This window comes from Micromonospora sp. NPDC003776, assembly GCF_053605645.1.
Window position 1 is genome coordinate 19,257 of record NZ_JBSGJR010000015.1, and the last position, 16,833, is coordinate 36,089.

The following is a 16,833-nucleotide window of genomic DNA, read 5'->3' on the forward strand; positions in this document are numbered from 1 at the left end:
CCATCCCCGGCGCAGATACAGGAAAAGAGTGGCCATGCCGTGCGGAATGGCCACTCTTTCCGTGAATCAGGGTGGATCTTGGGCGGGGCGCGCCTCGGTCAGCGGCCGGCGGGCTTGAGACCGAGGGGCTTGCCGAGGAGGGACTCGCGGCGGACGGCGAGCCGGTCGGCGACCTGGACCAGGGCCTTCGCGGCGGGCGCGTCCGGCTGGGCCAGCACGATCGGGGTGCCGGCGTCGCCGCCCTCGCGGACCCGGGTGTCCAGCGGGATCTGCCCCAGGACCGGCACCTGCGCGCCGATGGTCCGGGTCAGCGACTCGGCGACCGCCTCGCCGCCGCCCGCACCGAACACCTCCATCCGGGAGCCGTCCGGCAGCTCCAGCCAGGACATGTTCTCGATGACGCCGACCACCCGCTGGTGGGTCTGCAGCGAGATCGCGCCCGCCCGCTCGGCCACCTCGGCGGCGGCGGTCTGCGGGGTGGTGACGACCAGGATCTCCGCGTTCGGCAGCAACTGGGCCACCGAGATCGCGATGTCGCCGGTGCCCGGGGGCAGGTCCAGCAGGAGGACGTCCAGGTCACCCCAGTAGACGTCGGCGAGGAACTGCTGCAACGCCCGGTGCAGCATCGGGCCGCGCCACACGACCGCGGCGTTGCCCGGGGTGAACATGCCGATCGAGATGACCTTCACGCCGTGCGACTGCGGCGGCATGATCATGTCCTCGACCCGGGTGGGGGCGCCCTCCGCGCCGAGCATCCGGGGCACCGAGTGGCCGTAGATGTCCGCGTCGACCACGCCGACGGAGAGGCCGCGGGCGGCCAGCGCGGCGGCCAGGTTGACGGTGACGCTGGACTTGCCGACGCCGCCCTTGCCGCTGGCGACCGCGTACACCCGGGTGCGGGAGCCGGGCTGGGCGAACGGGATGACCGGCTCGGCCGTGGCCGCGCCGCCGCGCAGCTTCGCCTGCAGCTCCTGCCGCTGCTCCGGGCTCATCACGCCGAACTCGATCTCGACGCCGGTCACCCCGGGCACCGCGGCCACGGCGGCGGTGATGTCCGTGCGCAGCTTGTCCTTCAGCGGGCAGCCCGCCACGGTGAGCAGCAGCTCGACGCGGACCACGCCGTCGTCGCCGACCTCGGCGGAACGGACCATGCCGAGCTCGGTGATCGGCCGGCGGATCTCCGGGTCGTTGACGGTGGCCAGGGCGGCCTGGATCGCGTCGGAGATGGTGCTGACGGGTGCTGACATGCCCGCAATGTTACGTCGCTGGTCATCGGCGCCCGCCGCTGGCGGGGGCGGTGTGAGCGAATCGATGACGGAACCGAGGGGTGGACGAGGCCTGTCGCGAAGTGGGACGATTCGCGGCGAACGCCGCGCGCCCGGCCCCTTGAGGCGCGCGGCGTTCAAGACCTTCCGGGTCAGCCCTCGAAGCGCCCGTCGTGGGCGAAGTCGCCGTCCAGGTCGTCGCGGGGCTCGTCCAGCGGCTCGCCACCGGCCTGCTGCCGGGTCTCCCGTTCCTGCTGCTTCCGCTCCAGCTTCCGCCGGCGTTCCGCCGCCTCGTCCAGCTCCTCGGCCAGCCGGGCCAGCTCCGAGCGGAGGAAGTCGCGGGTGGCCACCTCACCCATCGCGATGCGCAGGGCGGCGATCTCGCGGGCCAGGTATTCGGTGTCGGCCTTCTGCATGGTGGCCCGCCGCCGGTCCTCCTCCAGCGCCACCCGGTCCCGGTCGGCCTGCCGGTTCTGCGCGAGCAGGATCAGCGGGGCCGCGTACGACGCCTGGAGGGAGAGCACCAGGGTCAGGAAGGTGAAGGTGTACGGGTCGAACCGCAGGTTCGCCGGGGCGAGCGTGTTCCAGAGGAACCAGGCGGCGAGGACCAGGGTCATGTAGACGAGGAAGTTCGCCGTACCCATGGACCGGGCGATGCCCTCGGACACCCGGCCGAAGGTCTCCTGGTCGATCCGGGGCAGGCGCAGGCCGCGCGGCGCGCGGGGCTGGTCGAGCCGCTCGGTCCGTCGCTGGTCAACCATCGACGCCGGCCTCCTCGCCGCTGACCGGCCCGCTCACCATGGCGTCCCGGTCGCGCCAGTCGGGGGGCAGCGAGTGGTCCAGCACGTCGTCCACGGTCACCGCCCCGACCAGCCGGTTGTTCCGGTCCACCACCGGCATGGCCACCAGGTCGTAGGTGGCCATCCGGCGGGTGATCTCGGGCAGCGGGGTGGTCGGCCGGAGCGGGTCGATGTCGTTGACCACGATCCCGCCGAGCAGATCCGCCGGCGGTTCGCGCAGCAGCCGTTGGAAGTGGACCATCCCCAGGTAGCGGCCGGTGGGCGTGGTGAGTGGGGCCCGCGCCACGAAGACCTGCGCGGCCACCGCCGGGGAGAGCTGCGGCTCGCGGATCCGGGCGAGGGCCTCGGCCACCGTGGCGTCCGGCGGCAGGATCACCGGTTCGGAGGTCATCACACTGCCGGCGGTGCCGGAGGCGTAGCGCAGGAGCTGGCGCACCGGGTCGGCCTCGTCCGGCTCCATCAGGTCGAGCAGCACGTCCTGCTCCGGCGGGGGCAGCTCGTTGAGCAGGTCGGCCGCGTCGTCCGGATCCATCTCCTCCAGCACGTCGGCGGCCCGCTCCCGGTCCAACGCGGCCAGGATCTCCACCTGGTCGCGCTCGGGCAGCTCGCTGAGCACGTCGGCGAGGCGCTCGTCGTCCAGCGCCGCCGCGACCTCGTTGCGCCGGCTGTCCGGCAGGTCCTGCAGCGCGTTGGCCAGGTCGGCCGGGCGCATGTCCTCCAGCACGGCGAGCAGGTTGGCCGTACCCCGGGCGTCGCCCAGCCCGCCCAGGCCGCGTACCCGGTCCCAGTCGACCTGGTGGAGGTGGCCGCGGCGGGTGAGCCGGCCGGTCTGCTCGCGGACGGCGACCCGGGTCAGCGCCCACTCGCCGCCGCGGCTGCACTCCATCGCCACGTCGACCACCGAGCCGGGCTGCCCGGTGTCCAGCTGAACCCGCCGATCCAGCAGTTCCTGGAGCACCAGCAGCTCGTTGGGCCGCTTCTCGAAGCGGCGCAGGTTGAGGGTGCCGCTGCCGAGCACCACCGCGTCCGGGTCGATGGAGGTGATCCGGTTGATGGACAGGAAGATGCGCCGGCGCATCGGCATCTCGGCGACCAGACCCACCACCTCCGGCGGGCGCTGGGGCGGCCGCATCCGGGCGACCGCGTCCCGGACCCGCCCCACCTGGTCACCGTTCGGGTCGAAGACGGCGACTCCGGCGAGTCGAGCGATGTAGACCCGGTTCGGCGTGCTCACGGGCACCAGCCTAAGGGCCTAGTGTTTATCAACATGTCGACCTTGGCCTACGAGATCGTGGACGTCTTCACCGATCGCCCCTTCGCCGGCAATCCGCTGGCCGTGGTGTTCGGCGCGGAAGGGCTGGCCACCGAGCAGATGCAGGCGCTCGCGCTCGAGTTCAACCTCTCCGAGACGGTGTTCGTGCTGCCGCCGACCCAGGTCGGCGCGACGTACCGGGCGCGGATCTTCACCCCGGCCGCGGAGCTGCCGTTCGCCGGGCACCCGAGTGTGGGCGCCGCGGTGACCGCCGGCCGGCGCGGGATGTTCGAGGTGGGCCGGGTCACCCAGGAGTGCGGCGCGGGGGTGCTGCCGATCGAGGTCACCGCCACCGGGGCGACCCTCACCGGCGGGACGCCCACGCTCGGCCCCGAGCTGGACCCGGAGCCGCTGCTGGAGATGGTCGGCCTGACCGCCGCCGACCACCTCGGCCCGGCGCCCCGGGTCGCCGGCTGCGGCCTGGAGTTCCCGTACCTCCCGGTGCGTCCGGACGCGGTGGCCCGGGCCCGGATGAACGCGGCGGCGGCGGAGCGGTACGGCGTGGAGCACGTCAGCGTCTTCTCCTGGGACGCCGGCACGCAAACCGCGCACGCCCGGGTCTTCGTGCCGGGGCTCGGCGTGCCCGAGGACCCGGCCACCGGCTCGGCCGCCCTCGGCTTGGGCGTGTGGCTGGTCGCCAGCGGGCTGCTGCCCGGCGAGGGCCGCTCCGAGTACGCGATCCGCCAGGGCGTCGAGATCCACCGGCCGTCCTCGCTGGTCTGTACGGTGACGGCTGCCGGCGGGGTGGCCGTGGGCGCGACGGTCGCCGGCCAGGTGATGCCGGTGGCGCGCGGCGAGATCGCCGTCCCGCCCTTCGTGGGCTGAGCCGTGGCGGTGCGGTCCACCCCGGCCGGGCGCCGGGCGTAGGAGAGGATGCCGGTGTGACGGACGAGTTGGACAGCCCGGTGACCACGCCCCTCGTCGACGAGGCGGTGAAGAAGGCGGCCGTCTGCTGGGTGAGCGTCGGCGGCGGGCCGGCGTACGGGCTCTGGTGCCTGCCGCTCGACGGCGCGCTGCTGGTGGTCACGGGCCCGGGTGAACAGACCGCGCCCGGCCTGGCCGACGCGACGACGGCGGAGGTGACCCTGCGCGGCGACCACGGCGGCCGGATCGTCAGCTGGCCGGCCCGGGTGACCCGGCTGCGGCCGGGCACCGAGGAGTGGGAGACCGCCGCGCCACTGGTCGCGGCGAAGCGGTTGAACGCCCCCGGCCCCGCCGCGGAGCTGGTGGCGCGCTGGGTCGCGGTGGGCTGCGCGGTGACTCGGCTGGCCCCGGCGGGCACCCCGGTCGCTGGCGCCGACCTGCCGGCGGAGTCCCTGGCCGAGCCGCCCCGGGACGCCCCGGTGGTGCGGGCCACCCGCAAGCCCTTCCGGCTGCACAAGGTCCGCCGCCGCTGATCCGGGCCGGTTAGCCGGCGGCGAGCGGTGCGGTGACCGGGTCGACCAGGTCGAGCACCCCGGTCAGCGAGGCCAGCAGCGGCCCCTCCCAGGACCGGTCCGCGTTGAACACCATGTGCTCGGCCAGGTCCGGCGCGGCCAGCCGGACCGCCGCCATGCCGGCCCGTACCGCGCCGGTCAGCTCCTGGCTGCCTCCGTCGCCCACGTAGAGGCAGTCGGCCGGGGCGAGGTCGAGGCGGCGGCAGGCGGCCAGGTAGAGCGCGGGATCCGGCTTGCAGCACCCCACCTGCACCGAGAAGACGCGGATGTCGAGCAGGGGCGCGATCGCGAGCTGCGGCAGGAACGCGGGCAGCTCGTGCGTGCAGTCGCTGATCAGTCCGGTGCGTACGCCCCGCTGGCGCAGCGCGGCCAGCACCGGCACCGCCTCGTCGCGCAGCCGGGTGTCGGCGCGTACGGCCCGGTGTCGGGAGGCGACAGCGGCGCGTACCGCCCCGTCGGAGGGGTGCACCCCGGCCTGCTCGCAGACCCAGCGCAGGGTCGCCTCGGCGTTGCCCAGCCGGCCGCTGGCGCGCTCGTAGTAGGTGCGGTCGAGCACCTCGGTCAGCCGCTCGGGCGGGCAGCCGAGCAACTCGGCGGTGGCGCGATGGGCGGAGCCCCGCTGGACGCAGCGGGTCAACGTGCCGAAGAAGTCGAACAGGACCGCCTGGTACCTGGGCATGAGGGGGCCTCCGGACGCCGAGGGGGAGGATCGCCGGAACGGGCATGATCGTAACCGAGCGCTGACGTTCCGTGCTGTCCCCCGAGCGTGTGAGGATTGCTCTCCGTGTCCTCCACTCCGCAGCGGCCACTCGACCCGCTGACCCTCGGCGCGCTCGTGCTGGCCGTCGCCGCCGTCTCCTCGTCGGCTCCGCTGGTCGCCTTCGCCGCCGCGCCGGCCCTGGCCATCGCGTTCTGGCGCAACACGCTCTCGATCGCCGTACTCGGCCCGTTCTCGCTGGCCCGCCGTCGGTCGGAGTTCCGCGCGCTGACCGTCGGCGCCGGCCGGCGCGAGGGGCTGTACTGCGTGCTGTCGGGGTTGGCGCTGGCCGCGCACTTCGCGACCTGGATGCCGAGCGTGCAGCTCACCACGGTGGCTGCCGCCACCGCGCTGGTCGCCACCCAGCCGGTCTGGCAGGGGCTGATCGCCCGCTGGCAGGGGCGGCGGCTGCCGGCCGCGGCCTGGGTCGGCATCGCGCTCGCCGTGGCCGGGGCGGCGCTGGCCACCGGGGCCGACTTCACCGTCTCCGGTCGGGCCTTCGCCGGGGACCTGCTCGCCGTGGCCGGCGGCATGTTCGCCGCCGTCTACACCGCCTTCGGCGAGCGGGCCCGGGCCACCATCAGCACCACCACGTACACCACCGTCTGCTACGGGGTCTGCGCGGCGGTCCTGCTGGTGGTCTGCCTGCTCGGCGGGGTCCGCCTGCACGGCTATCCGCCGGGCACCTGGCTGGCGATCCTCGGCCTGGTCGCCGGCGCCCAGCTGCTCGGCCACTCGATGTTCAACTACGCCCTGCACCGCGTCTCGGCCACCACGGTCAGCGTGCTGGTCCTGCTGGAGGCGCCCGGGGCGGCCCTGATCGCCTGGGTGTGGCTGGGGCAGCTGCCCCGCCCGCTCGCCCTGCCCGGGCTGGCCCTCCTGTTGGCCGGCGTGGCGGTGGTCGTCGTGGGCGGCGCCCGCGCCGGCCGCCGTACCGAACCGGTCGCCGTGCCCGGCGACCCGGCGCCGCTCGTCGACTGATCCCGGTCGCATTTCCGGAAAGCTCCGCCCCGGCCGCCGCTATCGGTGAGAGTGCGGAGGGTGGGGGCGCAAGCGGAGCGACGGGGCGACGGCGAGCCCGATCGGGGCTCGCTCGTCACGCCCTCTGCCGAGTTCCCGCCGCTCGGCCCCGAGGAGCGGGCGGCGCTGGCCCGGATCGGCGAGCGCTGGCGCAGCCCCCGCCGGGCGGAGGAGTTGCCCGTCGACCCGACGCTGGGCCGCACCCGGCCGGGCCCGGCGCCGAGCCGATTCGGGCGGCTGACCCCGATCGACCTGTTCACCGTCGAGGAACCTGAGGAACTGTGCGCCACCGAGCCGGCCCATCTGCCCGGCACCCGGGCCGGGCGGGCGCTCACCCGGCTGCGCCGGACGCTGTTCGGCCCGCCGCTGTCCAGCTCCGCCGTGGTCTACGAGCGGATGCGCAAGCTCGTCGCCGTCCCGATCCTCTCCTCCGACGTGCTCAGCTCGGTGGCGTACGGGCCGGAGGCGATCCTCACGGTGCTGGTGCTGGCCGGCAGCGCCTCGCTCGGGCTCTCCCTGCCGATCGCCGCGCTGCTGGCACTGATGATGATCGCGGTGGGGGTGTCGTACCGGCAGACCATCCCGGCCTACCCGCACGGGGCGGGCTCGTACATCGTGGCCGGCGACAACCTGGGGACGACGGCCGGGCTCGCGGCGGCGGCGGGGCTGATGCTCGACTACGTGCTCACCGTCTCGGTGTCGATCGCGGCCGGGGTGAACGCGATCACCTCGGCGATTCCCGGGCTCGCCCCGCTCAGCGTGCCGCTCGGGGTGCTGGTGATCGCCCTGCTGCTCGCCGGGAACCTGCGCGGGGTGCGTACCGCCGGCAACATCTTCGTGCTGCCCACGTACGCCTTCCTGGTCGCGGTCCTGGCCCTGCTGATGGTCGGCTACGCGCGCGCGGCGGGCCGGGGCTTCGCGCCGGTGCCGCCGCCCGCGGTGCCGGCCACCGAGGGGTTGGGCTTGCTGCTGTTGCTGCGCACCTTCTCCTCCGGCGCGGTGTCGATGACCGGGATCGAGGCGGTGTCGAATGCGGTGCCGGCCTTCCGTCCCACCGAGTGGCGCAACGCCCGCATCTCGCTCAGCTGGATGATCGGCATGCTGGTGGTGCTCTTCGCCGGGCTGGTCGTCCTGATCCACCTGGACGGGCTGGTGCCCCGGGCGGACGAGACGCTCCTGTCCCAGCTCGGCCGGGTCACCTTCCCCACCGGACCCTGGTACGCGCTCCTCCAGGCCGCCACCGCGCTGATCCTGCTGCTGGCGGCGAACACCGCCTTCAACGACTTCCCCCGGGTGCTTTTCTTCATGGCCCGCAACGGCCACGCGCCGCGCCGGTTCCTGCACCTGGGGGACCGGCTGTCGTTCAACAACGGGCTGGTCTCCCTCGCCGTCGCCGCGGCGGCCATCTTCGTCGCGTTCGGTGGGCACACCCAGTCACTGATCCCGCTCTACGCGGTCGGCGTGTTCCTCGCCTTCACCCTGTCCCAGGCCGGCATGGTGGTGCACTGGCGCCGGCACCGGACCCGGGGCTGGCGGCGCAAGCTGGTGCTCAACGCGGTCGGTGCCACGCTGTCCGGGCTGGTGCTGGTGATCGCCGCGGTCAGCAAGTTCGCCCAGGGCGCCTGGCTGGTGGTGATCGCGGTACCCACGCTGGTGCTGCTCGCCCGCGGAATCCACCGCCACTACGAGAGGCTGCACCACGCCCTCGCACTGCACCCGCCGCCCTACCCGGGACCCGCGCCGCCCCCGTCCGGCGGCGGGCCGCGCGGCGCCGCCGGCTCCGCCGAGGGCGAGGAGCTGCCCCAGGAGGTACGGCACCTGGTGGTGGTGCCGGTGGCCCGGCTGAACCGGGCGTCGCTGCGCGCCCTGGCGTACGCGGCATCGCTGGGCCAGCCGACCATCGGCGTGCACATCGCCCCCGAGGAGTCCGAGGCGGACCGGTTCCGGGAGCAGTGGTGCGCCTGGGGCGACCACCTGCGGCTGGAGACGGTGGTGTCGCCGTACCGGGCGGTGATCGGGCCGCTGGCGCACTATCTGGAGGCGCTGCACGCCGCCCGGCCGGACCTGACGCTGACCGTGATCGTGCCCGAGGTGGTGTTGCGCGGCCGCCGGCACCGGCTGCTGCACAGCCGGGCGGAGCAGCGGCTCCGGAGCGCGCTGCGGGCCCTGCCCGGGGTGGTGGTCACCAGCGTCCCGGTACACGTGGCCGAGTGACCGTCAGACGTCCCGGACCTCGAGCACCTGGGTGGTGGGGGCGACGTCGCCCAGCCCGGCCCGGAGCGCGGCCCGCTCGGGGTCGACCAGGAACGCCTCGTAGCCGGCCCGCGCGGCGAACCGGATGACGTGCACCTCGGTCCGCCCGTCGCCGGTCCGCAACCGGCGTTCCAGCCGTCCGCCGTGCCGCCCGAGCAGGGCGAGCACCGCGTCCTCGTACCGCTGGCCAGCCTCGGCGTCGGCGCTCAGGTCGACCAGCGCCACCAGCAGCACGTCGCCCGTCTCGCGTTCGTGGATTCCCGTCATCATCTGCCTGCGTTCCGCTGCGCTGCTCAGGCGTCGATGCCGACGGCCTGCGCGCTGGCCGCCCAGAGCCGGGCGGCGAGCTGCGGGTCGCGCGCCTTGGCCAGCGGCCGGCGGGGCCGGCAGTCGTAGTAGTAGCCGCCGGTGGTGAGCCGGGACGGGTCCTGGTTGGCCAGCCAGATCAGGGTCTGCGCGCCCTTCTCGGGGCTGCGGAAGGGCAGCAGCCGCATGCCGAGCGCGACCAGCCGGCTGTCCGCGCCGAACCGGGTGCGCACCACGCCGGGGTGGAACGCGTACGCCGGCACCTCGGGCCAGCGCCGGGCGGCCTCGGCGGTGAACAGGATGTTCGCCTGCTTGCTGGTGCCGTACGCCCGGTAGGGCCGGAAGCCGTGCAGGGTGGCGTTCAGGTCGTCGGGGTCCAGCGTCCCGCTGCGGTGGGCGCCGGAGGCGGTCACCACCATCCGGCCGATCCGGTCCCGCAGCAGGTTGCTGAGCAGGAACGGGGCGAGATGGTTGGCCTGGATGCTCAGCTCGAAGCCGTCCACCGTGGTGACCGGTTGGAGCACGATCGCACCGGCGTTGTTGGCCAGCACGTCGATCCGGTCGTACGCGGCGCGCAGCTTCTCGGCCAGCCGGCGGACGTCGTCCAGCACCGCGAAGTCGGCCCGGAACAGCTCCGGCCGCTCGCCCCCCGCGTCGCGGACCCGGTCGCCGGCGGCCTGCAATCGGGCCGGGTCCCGCCCGACCAGGACCACCTGGTCACCGCGGCCGGCCAGGTCGACCGCGGCGGCCAGCCCGATGCCCGAACTGGCACCGGTCACCACCACGATCCGACGCTCAGTGAGATCTTCCACAGGTCCATTCACCCCGGTCACGGCACGAGGTTACCGTGGCGTCACCACGCCCTTTGGGATCGTTAAGTTCTCGATTTCTCGAAATCTTGGCGTCGGCGCTCGCCGGACGCTGGAAGGAGCGCATCCATGGCCGCTGTCGGTCGCCCCCGCCGGTCCTGCCTCGCGGTACCCGGCTCCAGCGTCAAGATGCTCGGCAAGGCCCAGGGCCTCCCCGCCGACCAGGTCTTCCTCGACCTGGAGGATGCCGTCGCCCCGCTGGCCAAGCCGGACGCGCGGAAGAACATCGTCGCCGCGCTGAACGAGGGCGACTGGGCGGGCAAGACCCGGGTGGTCCGGGTCAACGACCTGACCACGCCGTGGACCTACCGGGACGTGATCGAGGTCGTCGAGGGCGCCGGCGCCAACCTGGACTGCATCATGCTGCCGAAGGTGCAGAACGCCGAGCAGGTGCACTGGCTTGACCTGCTGCTCACCCAGATCGAGAAGACCCTCGGCCTGGAGGTCGGCCGGATCGGCATCGAGGCGCAGATCGAGAACGCGGCCGGCCTGGTCAACGTGGACGCCATCGCGGCCGCCTCGCCCCGGGTCGAGACGATCATCTTCGGCCCGGCCGACTTCATGGCCTCCATCAACATGAAGTCGCTGGTGGTCGGCGCGCTGATCCCCGACTACCCGGGCGACCCCTACCACTACATCCTGATGCGCATCCTGATGGCCGCCCGGATGCACGACAAGCAGGCCATCGACGGCCCGTTCCTGCAGATCCGGGACGTCGACGCGTTCCGCGAGGTGGCGAAGCGCTCGGCGGCGCTCGGCTTCGACGGCAAGTGGGTGCTGCACCCCGGCCAGATCGACGCGGCCAACGAGGTCTACTCCCCGGCCCAGGCCGACTACGACCACGCCGAGCTGATCCTCGACGCCTACGACTACTACACCTCGGAGGCGGGCGGGAAGCTCGGCGCGGTGATGCTCGGCGACGAGATGATCGACGAGGCGTCCCGCAAGATGGCGCTGGTGATCGCGGCGAAGGGCCGGGCGGCCGGGATGAGTCGAACCTCGTCGTTCACCCCGCCGGCGGAGTGAGCCCCGGACGCTGATTCCGGCGGGCCGCCCCGGTCGTCCGGGGCGGCCCGTCCGCGTCAGTAGCTGCTGCTGTTGCTGTCGGCGATAGCGGCGATGACGACCACCACGATGAACAGGATCATCAGCGCGGTGAGGATCCAGCCGATGATGATGCCGGCCTTCGCCATGCCCTCACCGGATTCGCCCCGCTCCCGGATCTGCTTGAGCGCCACGTGGCCGAGGATCGCGCCGATCGGGGCGGTGATGCACGACGTGATGCCGATCAACGCGAGGGCCAGGGCCGCGATGGCCATTCCGTTGGTCTTCGTGGCCGGCGCGCCGTACGCCGGGTAGGCCGGCGGCGGGTAGCCGCCCGCGGCGTACGGGTCGCCCGCCGCCGGGTAGGTCGGCGCGGCGTACGGGTCGGCCGGCGGCATCCCGGCGTACGGACCGGCGGGCGCGTACGGGTCCGCCGAGGTGGGCTGGGTGGGGATCGGGTTGCCCATCGGCAGCGTCGGGTCGGCCGGCGGGCTCGACTGCGGTCCGGGCGCGGAGGGGTCGTGCCAACCACCGGACGGCGGGGGATAGCTCATCTGCTCATCTCCGTAGCTCTGCGGGTGCTCGTCAGGGTAGCCAGCGGTGGGCAAACCCGAGGACCGGCTTTCCGGGTGCCGCATTGCCCGGAACGTCCACAGCGGGCAGGATCGCGGCATGGCACTTGACGCGCGCGGCGGTCGGTCGCGACGGGACGTGAGCCGGCCGGGGACGGTGCGGCGCACCCGGGGCGGCCTGCCGGCCGGGTCCGCCGACCAGGACCAGCCGGCGCCGCTGGCCGAGCCGGTCACCATGCGGTTGGATGGCCGGGTGGCGCTGGTCACCGGTGCCGGCAGCCCGGACGGCATCGGGTACGCCACCGCGCGCCGCCTGGCCGACCTGGGTGCCCGGGTGGCGATCGTCTCCACCACCCGGCGCATCCACGAGCGCGCCGAGGAGCTGGGGGTGACCGGCTTCGTCGCCGATCTCACCGACGAGTCCGAGGTGGGCGCGCTCGCCGACGCGGTGGCCGAGCAGCTGGGCGACGTCGAGGTGCTGGTCAACAACGCGGGGCTGGCCAGCCGGGCCAGCCCGGAGGTGCTGCGGCCGGTGGCCCAGCTCAGCTTCGACGAGTGGCGCGGCGAGATCGACCGCAACCTGAGCACCGCGTTTCTGTGCAGCCGGGCGTTCATCGGTGGGATGGCCGAGCGGGGCTGGGGTCGGATCGTCAACCTCGCGGCCACCGCCGGCCCGGTCAACGCCCTGCCCACCGAGGCCGCGTACGCGGCGGCGAAGGCGGGCGTGGTCGGACTGACCCGGGCGCTGGCCATGGAGATGATCGCCGACGGGGTGACGGTCAACGCCGTCGCGCCGGGCACCATCTACACCGCCGCGTCGACCGCCGCCGAGATCAAGCAGGGTCTGGGCACCCCGGTCGGCCGCCCCGGGACGCCGGACGAGGTGGCCGCGGCGATCGCCTTCCTCTGCTCGCCGGCCGCCTCGTACATCACCGGGCAGATGCTGGTGGTCGACGGCGGCAACAGCGTGCGGGAGGGCAACTACCCCTGACGGTCAGCGGTAGTTGCCGTTGTCGGAGTTCGCCCACCAGGCCAGGCCGATCCAGCCGCAGCAGGCGAGCAGTCCGATCACGGTGAACACGTAGCTGAGGATCAGGCCCCAGGTGGCGAGCTGCTCGCCCTCCTCGCCGGTCTGCCGGATCTGCCGCTTGGCCAGGTGGCCCAGGACGATCCCGGCGGGGGCGAAGACGAAGGCGAACACCAGCGACAGGATGGCCAGCACGTTGGGGCCGCCGCCGTGGGGTCGGGGTGGCTCGCCCGGCGGTCCGTACTGCCCGTACGGGGGCTGCGGCGGGTAGGGCGGCGGCTGCTGGCCCCACTGCGGGTGGTGCTGCGGCTGGCCCCCGTAGGGCTGCCCGTAGGACGGCTGCTCGTACGGCGACGGCTCGTACGGCGACGGCGGCTGGTGGGACGGCGGCTCGTACGGAGACGGCGGCTGCTCCGGCTCGCCGGGTGGCTGGCTCACGCGTCTTCGCCCCCTCCGTCGCGGGTCAACGGGCCCTCTCTTGCGGACGCTACCCGCAGCGGTGAACCTTTTCACAGCGGTTGTGTGGACTGGTCACCTTGGCCTCGCCGGTCCCGGGGTCGATACTGACCGAGCGTTCAGTTACCCATGAGTAATGCGCCGATCCCCCGGAGGCTGAGATGGCCCGACTCGCCCAGACGCCCGGCCTGACCGACGTGCAGCGGTCGATCCTGGAAACCGTCCGGGAGTTCGCCGACAAGGAGATCATCCCGCACGCCCAGCGGCTGGAGCACGCCGACGAGTACCCCACCGACATCCTCGACGGGATGCGCGAGATGGGGCTGTTCGGCCTGACCATCGACGAGGAGTACGGCGGCCTGGGGGAGTCCCTGCTGACCTACGCCCTGGTCGTCGAGGAACTCTCCCGTGGCTGGATGTCGATCTCCGGCATCGTCAACACGCACTTCATCGTGGCGTACCTGATCTCGCAGCACGGCTCGGCCGACCAGAAGGCCCGGCTGCTGCCCCGGATGGCCACCGGCGAGGTGCGCGGCGCGTTCTCCATGTCGGAGCCGGAGTGCGGCTCGGACGTCTCGGCGATCAAGTCGAAGGCGGTCCGCGACGGGGACGGCTTCGTCCTCAACGGCCAGAAGATGTGGCTGACCAACGGCGCGTACTCCTCGGTGGTGGCGACCCTGGTCAAGACCGACACCGGCGCCGACTCCGTCTACGGCAACATGAGCACCTTCCTGCTGGAGAAGGAGCCCGGCTTCGGCGAGACCGCCCCCGGCCTGACCATCCCCGGCAAGATCGACAAGATGGGCTACAAGGGCGTCGAGACCACCGAGATGGTGCTCGACGGCGTCACCGTCCCCGCCTCCGCCGTGCTGGGCGGCGAGGAGAAGGTCGGCCGCGGCTTCTACCAGATGATGGACGGCATCGAGGTCGGCCGGGTCAACGTGGCCGCCCGCGCCTGCGGGATCTCCATCCGGGCGTTCGAGCTGGCCGTCGCGTACGCCCAGCAGCGCCGCACCTTCGGCCAGCCGCTCGCCAAGCACCAGGCCGTCGCGTTCAAGCTCGCCGAGATGGGTACGAAGATCGAGGCGGCCCACGCCCTCATGGTCAACGCGGCCCGGCTCAAGGACGCCGGCCAGCGCAACGATGTCGAGGCCGGCATGGCCAAGCTGCTCGCCTCCGAGTACTGCGCCGAGGTGGTCCAGGAGGCGTTCCGCATCCACGGCGGCTACGGCTACTCCAAGGAGTACGAGATCGAGCGGCTGATGCGGGAGGCCCCGTTCCTGCTCATCGGCGAGGGCACCTCGGAGATCCAGAAGACGATCATCTCGCGCGGCCTGCTCAAGGAGTACAAGCTCTGAGGTGCGCGGAAGGGCCCCCTGTCGACGCATTCGGTAGAGCAGGGGCCCTTCCTAACAAGCGGGCGTGGCCAGGTGGTGGCGGACCCGGGCGACCAGGGCCGACGGGTCGTCGGCGTAGAGGCGGATCTCCCGCACCGGCTCGCTCGGGCCCTTCGGCAGGCCCACCCTGAGCGGTTCGTGCAGCACGAGGTCCACGCTGGTCTGCCGGGCGGCGCCGATGTTCAGGACTGCCCTCGACCCGTCGTGCTCGGTTTGGACGCTCCGGTTGGCCGGTAGCGACCGGTAGCGGGCCCCGGCCGTGGCGATGGCGGCCCAGGGCACCAGGAAGTCGACGGAGAAGCCGTTGCGGACCCGCAGCCCGCCCGCCTCCGCAACGTGCGGGTGGACCCGCAGGCTGAAGGACCTGGTTAAGGATCGTCAGTGATCGTGGGCTGGTCGTTGGTGTCGGTGTCTTCTGGTTTGATGCGGGCGGTGGGGGTCTGCCGGCGGTGAGTGCTGTTGTGTGGCGGTGCTGTGCGTGGTGGCCGGGTCTGGGTGTGGTGAGGTTGGTGGCGGGTGAGTCGGATGGTGTCGCTGGCTGCGGGCGAGGCGTCCCGGACCGGGTGTTTCCGGGCTTTTGTGCGCGCCGGTGCGGATGAGAAGTCCGGCGAGGTTGTGTCCCAGGCGGTGCTGGCGGAGCGTGTCGGCTGGTGTGCCGATCTGGTGGCGGGCATGGTCTGCGGGCTGTTGGCGCAGCGGTGGAATGCCGCGGATGTGCGGGTGTTGGCCTGCGGTGTGGACGCGGGTGGGCGGAGGTTGCCGTCGAACGCGTGGATGGCGTTGCGGCGGCTGGGTTGGACCGTCACCGTCCCGGAGGGGGTGCAGGTTAATGACCGGATCGTGCGGATGGCGCAGGAGCAGGCCGGGCGTGCGCTGCGGTCGGTGAACTGGCGTGCCGATCTGACTGCCGGAGTCCTCGCGACCTGGCCGGCCGACCCGGGCAAGCGCACTCCGCAGGAGTGGGATCAGGTTCGGGAGGCGATCCCTGGCGGGAAGTATCTGCCGGCCAACGTCATCAAGGCGCGCACCCGGCAGGTGGTCAGGTTCCTCAACGCACACGGCCGCCTGCCGGTGGACGTGTTCGAACTGGAAGGCGCGCCGCGGGTTGCGCGGATGTTGTTGCTGGCCGCGTGTGACCGGCAGCAGGCCACGATGGAACGTAGCGACACCGACCCGGGAAGGGTGCTGCTGCGCCTGCAGTTGCCCACCCGTCCGGATCCGCGCACGTATCGGGACTGGACGTGGGTGGCCTGCCCGATCACCCTGCCGCCCACCGTCCCGGCGGACGCGATGCTGCACCTGCCCGCCCTGCGCGTGGCCGGGCGGCAGGTCCGCGCCGATGTCGCCTACACCCACGCCGTGCCGAAAGCCCGGCCCACCGGGCACACGGTGGCGCTCGGAGTGGACTGGGGCCTGAACACCCTGCTCAGCGCGGGGGCCCTGAGACGGCGAGCCGATGGCCGGATCACCGCGTTGGGCGCTGGGGGCCAGTTCCGGGCCGCCGGAGTCCTGGCCAAGCAGCATCGCCTGCGCCGCCATTGTGAGCGGCTGTGCGCCAAGGCCGACCACTATCAGCGGCTCATCGGCGTCGACCCGCGGCATCAACTTGCGGGCAAGCTTGCCGTGCTGCGCGACGAGATCCGACACGTGTCCGAGCGCCGCCAGAACCTGAACGCCGCGCTCGCGTGGGCTGCCGCCCGCTGGACGGTGGACCAGGCGATCGCCGCGGGCGCGACCGTCATCTACGTGGAAGACCTGCGGTCCATGGAAGCCAAGGGCATGGGCGCCAGCCTGAACACGCGCCTGTCCCAGCAAGTCCGCGGGAAGATCGTCGACCGGATGCGGCACCTCGCCGCCGAGCAGGGTATCGCCGTCGTCGGCGTCCCGGCCCGCAACACCTCCAAACACTGCCCGCAGTGCCTGACCCCGCTACGGCACCGCAAAGCCCCCGACCAGCCGACCGTGCCGGGCTGGACGTGGGCCATCTGCCCCAACATAGGCAACTGCGGCTGGCAGGGCGACCGCGACCACGGCGCCTGGCGGCGGATCGCCGCCCGCGGCCTCACCCACCAGGACACCACCGTCATTGACAATTCCAGCGGACAGATGATCATCCGTGCCGTGGTCGACACACTCGAAGCCTGCGCGGTCGTCACCAAAACCAGCCGGACAGACCGGTCGAAGACCGGCCCTACCCGGCACCAGCCACCACGCCCCGCGCCCCGGCGACGCAGGGCACCCTCCCCCACCCGGCCCTGCCGGGCGGGCAAGCGTCCGGAGGGACACGCACCAACGGACCGGCCCAGACTGCCCCGCGCA

At 73.0% G+C, this 16,833-nt stretch carries 17 protein-coding genes; 8 read left to right on the forward strand and 9 right to left on the reverse strand.

Annotated features, from left to right (window positions below):
* Nucleotides 1-98: 98 nt before the first annotated feature.
* From ACWEVO_RS02850 to ACWEVO_RS02860, 3 genes are all read right to left on the reverse strand, one after another.
* Nucleotides 99-1,247, reverse strand: a complete 1,149-nt coding sequence (locus ACWEVO_RS02850) for an Mrp/NBP35 family ATP-binding protein (RefSeq protein ID WP_452305855.1) — start codon at nucleotides 1,245-1,247, stop codon at nucleotides 99-101.
* 170 nt (nucleotides 1,248-1,417) lie between these two features.
* Nucleotides 1,418-2,026, reverse strand: coding sequence for a DUF1003 domain-containing protein (locus tag ACWEVO_RS02855; protein ID WP_452305856.1), 609 nt, complete (start codon nucleotides 2,024-2,026; stop codon nucleotides 1,418-1,420).
* On the reverse strand, nucleotides 2,019-3,299 hold the full coding sequence (locus ACWEVO_RS02860) for a magnesium transporter MgtE N-terminal domain-containing protein (RefSeq protein WP_452305857.1): 1,281 nt from the start codon (nucleotides 3,297-3,299) through the stop codon (nucleotides 2,019-2,021). The genes ACWEVO_RS02855 and ACWEVO_RS02860 overlap by 8 nt, the downstream gene beginning before the upstream one ends.
* Before the next feature lie 33 nt (nucleotides 3,300-3,332).
* Here ACWEVO_RS02860 and ACWEVO_RS02865 point away from each other — a divergent pair, with 33 nt between their 5' ends.
* A complete protein-coding gene (locus ACWEVO_RS02865; RefSeq protein WP_452305858.1) occupies nucleotides 3,333-4,202 on the forward strand; it encodes a PhzF family phenazine biosynthesis protein in 870 nt (289 codons plus the stop codon).
* 56 nt (nucleotides 4,203-4,258) lie between these two features.
* A complete protein-coding gene (locus ACWEVO_RS02870) occupies nucleotides 4,259-4,774 on the forward strand; it encodes a hypothetical protein (protein ID WP_452305859.1) in 516 nt (171 codons plus the stop codon).
* Between the two features lie 10 nt (nucleotides 4,775-4,784).
* On the opposite strand, the gene ACWEVO_RS02875 is transcribed toward ACWEVO_RS02870, so the two are convergent.
* On the reverse strand, nucleotides 4,785-5,492 hold the full coding sequence (locus ACWEVO_RS02875; protein WP_452305860.1) for an HAD family hydrolase: 708 nt from the start codon (nucleotides 5,490-5,492) through the stop codon (nucleotides 4,785-4,787).
* Nucleotides 5,493-5,588: 96 nt separating this feature from the next.
* Between ACWEVO_RS02875 and ACWEVO_RS02880 the strand changes: the two genes are divergently transcribed.
* Nucleotides 5,589-6,551, forward strand: coding sequence for a DMT family transporter (locus ACWEVO_RS02880; protein WP_452305861.1), 963 nt, complete (start codon nucleotides 5,589-5,591; stop codon nucleotides 6,549-6,551).
* Nucleotides 6,552-6,611: 60 nt separating this feature from the next.
* Entirely contained in the window at nucleotides 6,612-8,804 is a 2,193-nt protein-coding gene (locus ACWEVO_RS02885) for an APC family permease (protein WP_452305862.1), read from the forward strand.
* A gap of 3 nt (nucleotides 8,805-8,807) precedes the next feature.
* Here the strand turns inward: ACWEVO_RS02885 and ACWEVO_RS02890 are convergent, their stop codons facing one another.
* Together ACWEVO_RS02890 and ACWEVO_RS02895 are read right to left on the reverse strand one after the other, a co-directional pair.
* On the reverse strand, nucleotides 8,808-9,110 hold the full coding sequence (locus tag ACWEVO_RS02890) for a hypothetical protein (protein ID WP_452305863.1): 303 nt from the start codon (nucleotides 9,108-9,110) through the stop codon (nucleotides 8,808-8,810).
* Between the two features lie 26 nt (nucleotides 9,111-9,136).
* Complete coding sequence (locus ACWEVO_RS02895) at nucleotides 9,137-9,961, reverse strand: SDR family NAD(P)-dependent oxidoreductase (RefSeq protein WP_452305864.1); 825 nt, start codon at nucleotides 9,959-9,961, stop codon at nucleotides 9,137-9,139.
* A gap of 126 nt (nucleotides 9,962-10,087) precedes the next feature.
* On the opposite strand from ACWEVO_RS02895, the gene ACWEVO_RS02900 reads away from it, so the two are divergent.
* Nucleotides 10,088-11,044 carry an HpcH/HpaI aldolase/citrate lyase family protein gene (locus ACWEVO_RS02900; protein WP_452305865.1) on the forward strand — a complete coding sequence of 319 codons (957 nt, stop codon included), beginning with the start codon at nucleotides 10,088-10,090 and terminating at the stop codon, nucleotides 11,042-11,044.
* A 56-nt stretch (nucleotides 11,045-11,100) separates the two neighbouring features.
* Here the strand turns inward: ACWEVO_RS02900 and ACWEVO_RS02905 are convergent, their stop codons facing one another.
* On the reverse strand, nucleotides 11,101-11,616 hold the full coding sequence (locus tag ACWEVO_RS02905; RefSeq protein ID WP_452305866.1) for a DUF4190 domain-containing protein: 516 nt from the start codon (nucleotides 11,614-11,616) through the stop codon (nucleotides 11,101-11,103).
* A gap of 118 nt (nucleotides 11,617-11,734) precedes the next feature.
* Between ACWEVO_RS02905 and ACWEVO_RS02910 the strand changes: the two genes are divergently transcribed.
* Complete coding sequence (locus ACWEVO_RS02910) at nucleotides 11,735-12,625, forward strand: SDR family NAD(P)-dependent oxidoreductase (protein ID WP_452305867.1); 891 nt, start codon at nucleotides 11,735-11,737, stop codon at nucleotides 12,623-12,625.
* 3 nt (nucleotides 12,626-12,628) lie between these two features.
* Here ACWEVO_RS02910 and ACWEVO_RS02915 read toward each other — a convergent pair whose 3' ends face one another.
* The gene (locus tag ACWEVO_RS02915) at nucleotides 12,629-13,099 is read right to left on the reverse strand and encodes a DUF4190 domain-containing protein (protein ID WP_452305868.1); all 471 of its coding nucleotides are present in this window, start codon (nucleotides 13,097-13,099) and stop codon (nucleotides 12,629-12,631) included.
* Between the two features lie 179 nt (nucleotides 13,100-13,278).
* On the opposite strand from ACWEVO_RS02915, the gene ACWEVO_RS02920 reads away from it, so the two are divergent.
* Nucleotides 13,279-14,475, forward strand: a complete 1,197-nt coding sequence (locus ACWEVO_RS02920) for an acyl-CoA dehydrogenase family protein (RefSeq protein ID WP_452305869.1) — start codon at nucleotides 13,279-13,281, stop codon at nucleotides 14,473-14,475.
* Between the two features lie 51 nt (nucleotides 14,476-14,526).
* Here the strand turns inward: ACWEVO_RS02920 and ACWEVO_RS02925 are convergent, their stop codons facing one another.
* Entirely contained in the window at nucleotides 14,527-14,796 is a 270-nt protein-coding gene (locus ACWEVO_RS02925) for a hypothetical protein (RefSeq protein ID WP_452305870.1), read from the reverse strand.
* A gap of 243 nt (nucleotides 14,797-15,039) precedes the next feature.
* Between ACWEVO_RS02925 and ACWEVO_RS02930 the strand changes: the two genes are divergently transcribed.
* Nucleotides 15,040-16,833 (forward strand): zinc ribbon domain-containing protein (locus ACWEVO_RS02930; protein WP_452305874.1); only part of this gene is annotated, 1,794 nt, incomplete at its 3' end.

Excerpts from the sequence above, each read along its gene's own strand:
- ACWEVO_RS02900 (WP_452305865.1), top strand. The coding sequence starts at position 10,088 with ATGGCCGCTGTCGGTCGCCCCCGCCGGTCCTGCCTCGCGGTACCCGGC.
- ACWEVO_RS02850 (WP_452305855.1), bottom strand. The coding sequence starts at position 1,247 with ATGTCAGCACCCGTCAGCACCATCTCCGACGCGATCCAGGCCGCCCTG.
- ACWEVO_RS02855 (WP_452305856.1), bottom strand. The coding sequence starts at position 2,026 with ATGGTTGACCAGCGACGGACCGAGCGGCTCGACCAGCCCCGCGCGCCG.
- ACWEVO_RS02890 (WP_452305863.1), bottom strand. The coding sequence starts at position 9,110 with ATGACGGGAATCCACGAACGCGAGACGGGCGACGTGCTGCTGGTGGCG.
- ACWEVO_RS02875 (WP_452305860.1), bottom strand. The coding sequence starts at position 5,492 with ATGCCCAGGTACCAGGCGGTCCTGTTCGACTTCTTCGGCACGTTGACC.
- ACWEVO_RS02865 (WP_452305858.1), top strand. The coding sequence starts at position 3,333 with ATGTCGACCTTGGCCTACGAGATCGTGGACGTCTTCACCGATCGCCCC.
- ACWEVO_RS02920 (WP_452305869.1), top strand. The coding sequence starts at position 13,279 with ATGGCCCGACTCGCCCAGACGCCCGGCCTGACCGACGTGCAGCGGTCG.
- ACWEVO_RS02905 (WP_452305866.1), bottom strand. The coding sequence starts at position 11,616 with ATGAGCTATCCCCCGCCGTCCGGTGGTTGGCACGACCCCTCCGCGCCC.
- ACWEVO_RS02910 (WP_452305867.1), top strand. The coding sequence starts at position 11,735 with ATGGCACTTGACGCGCGCGGCGGTCGGTCGCGACGGGACGTGAGCCGG.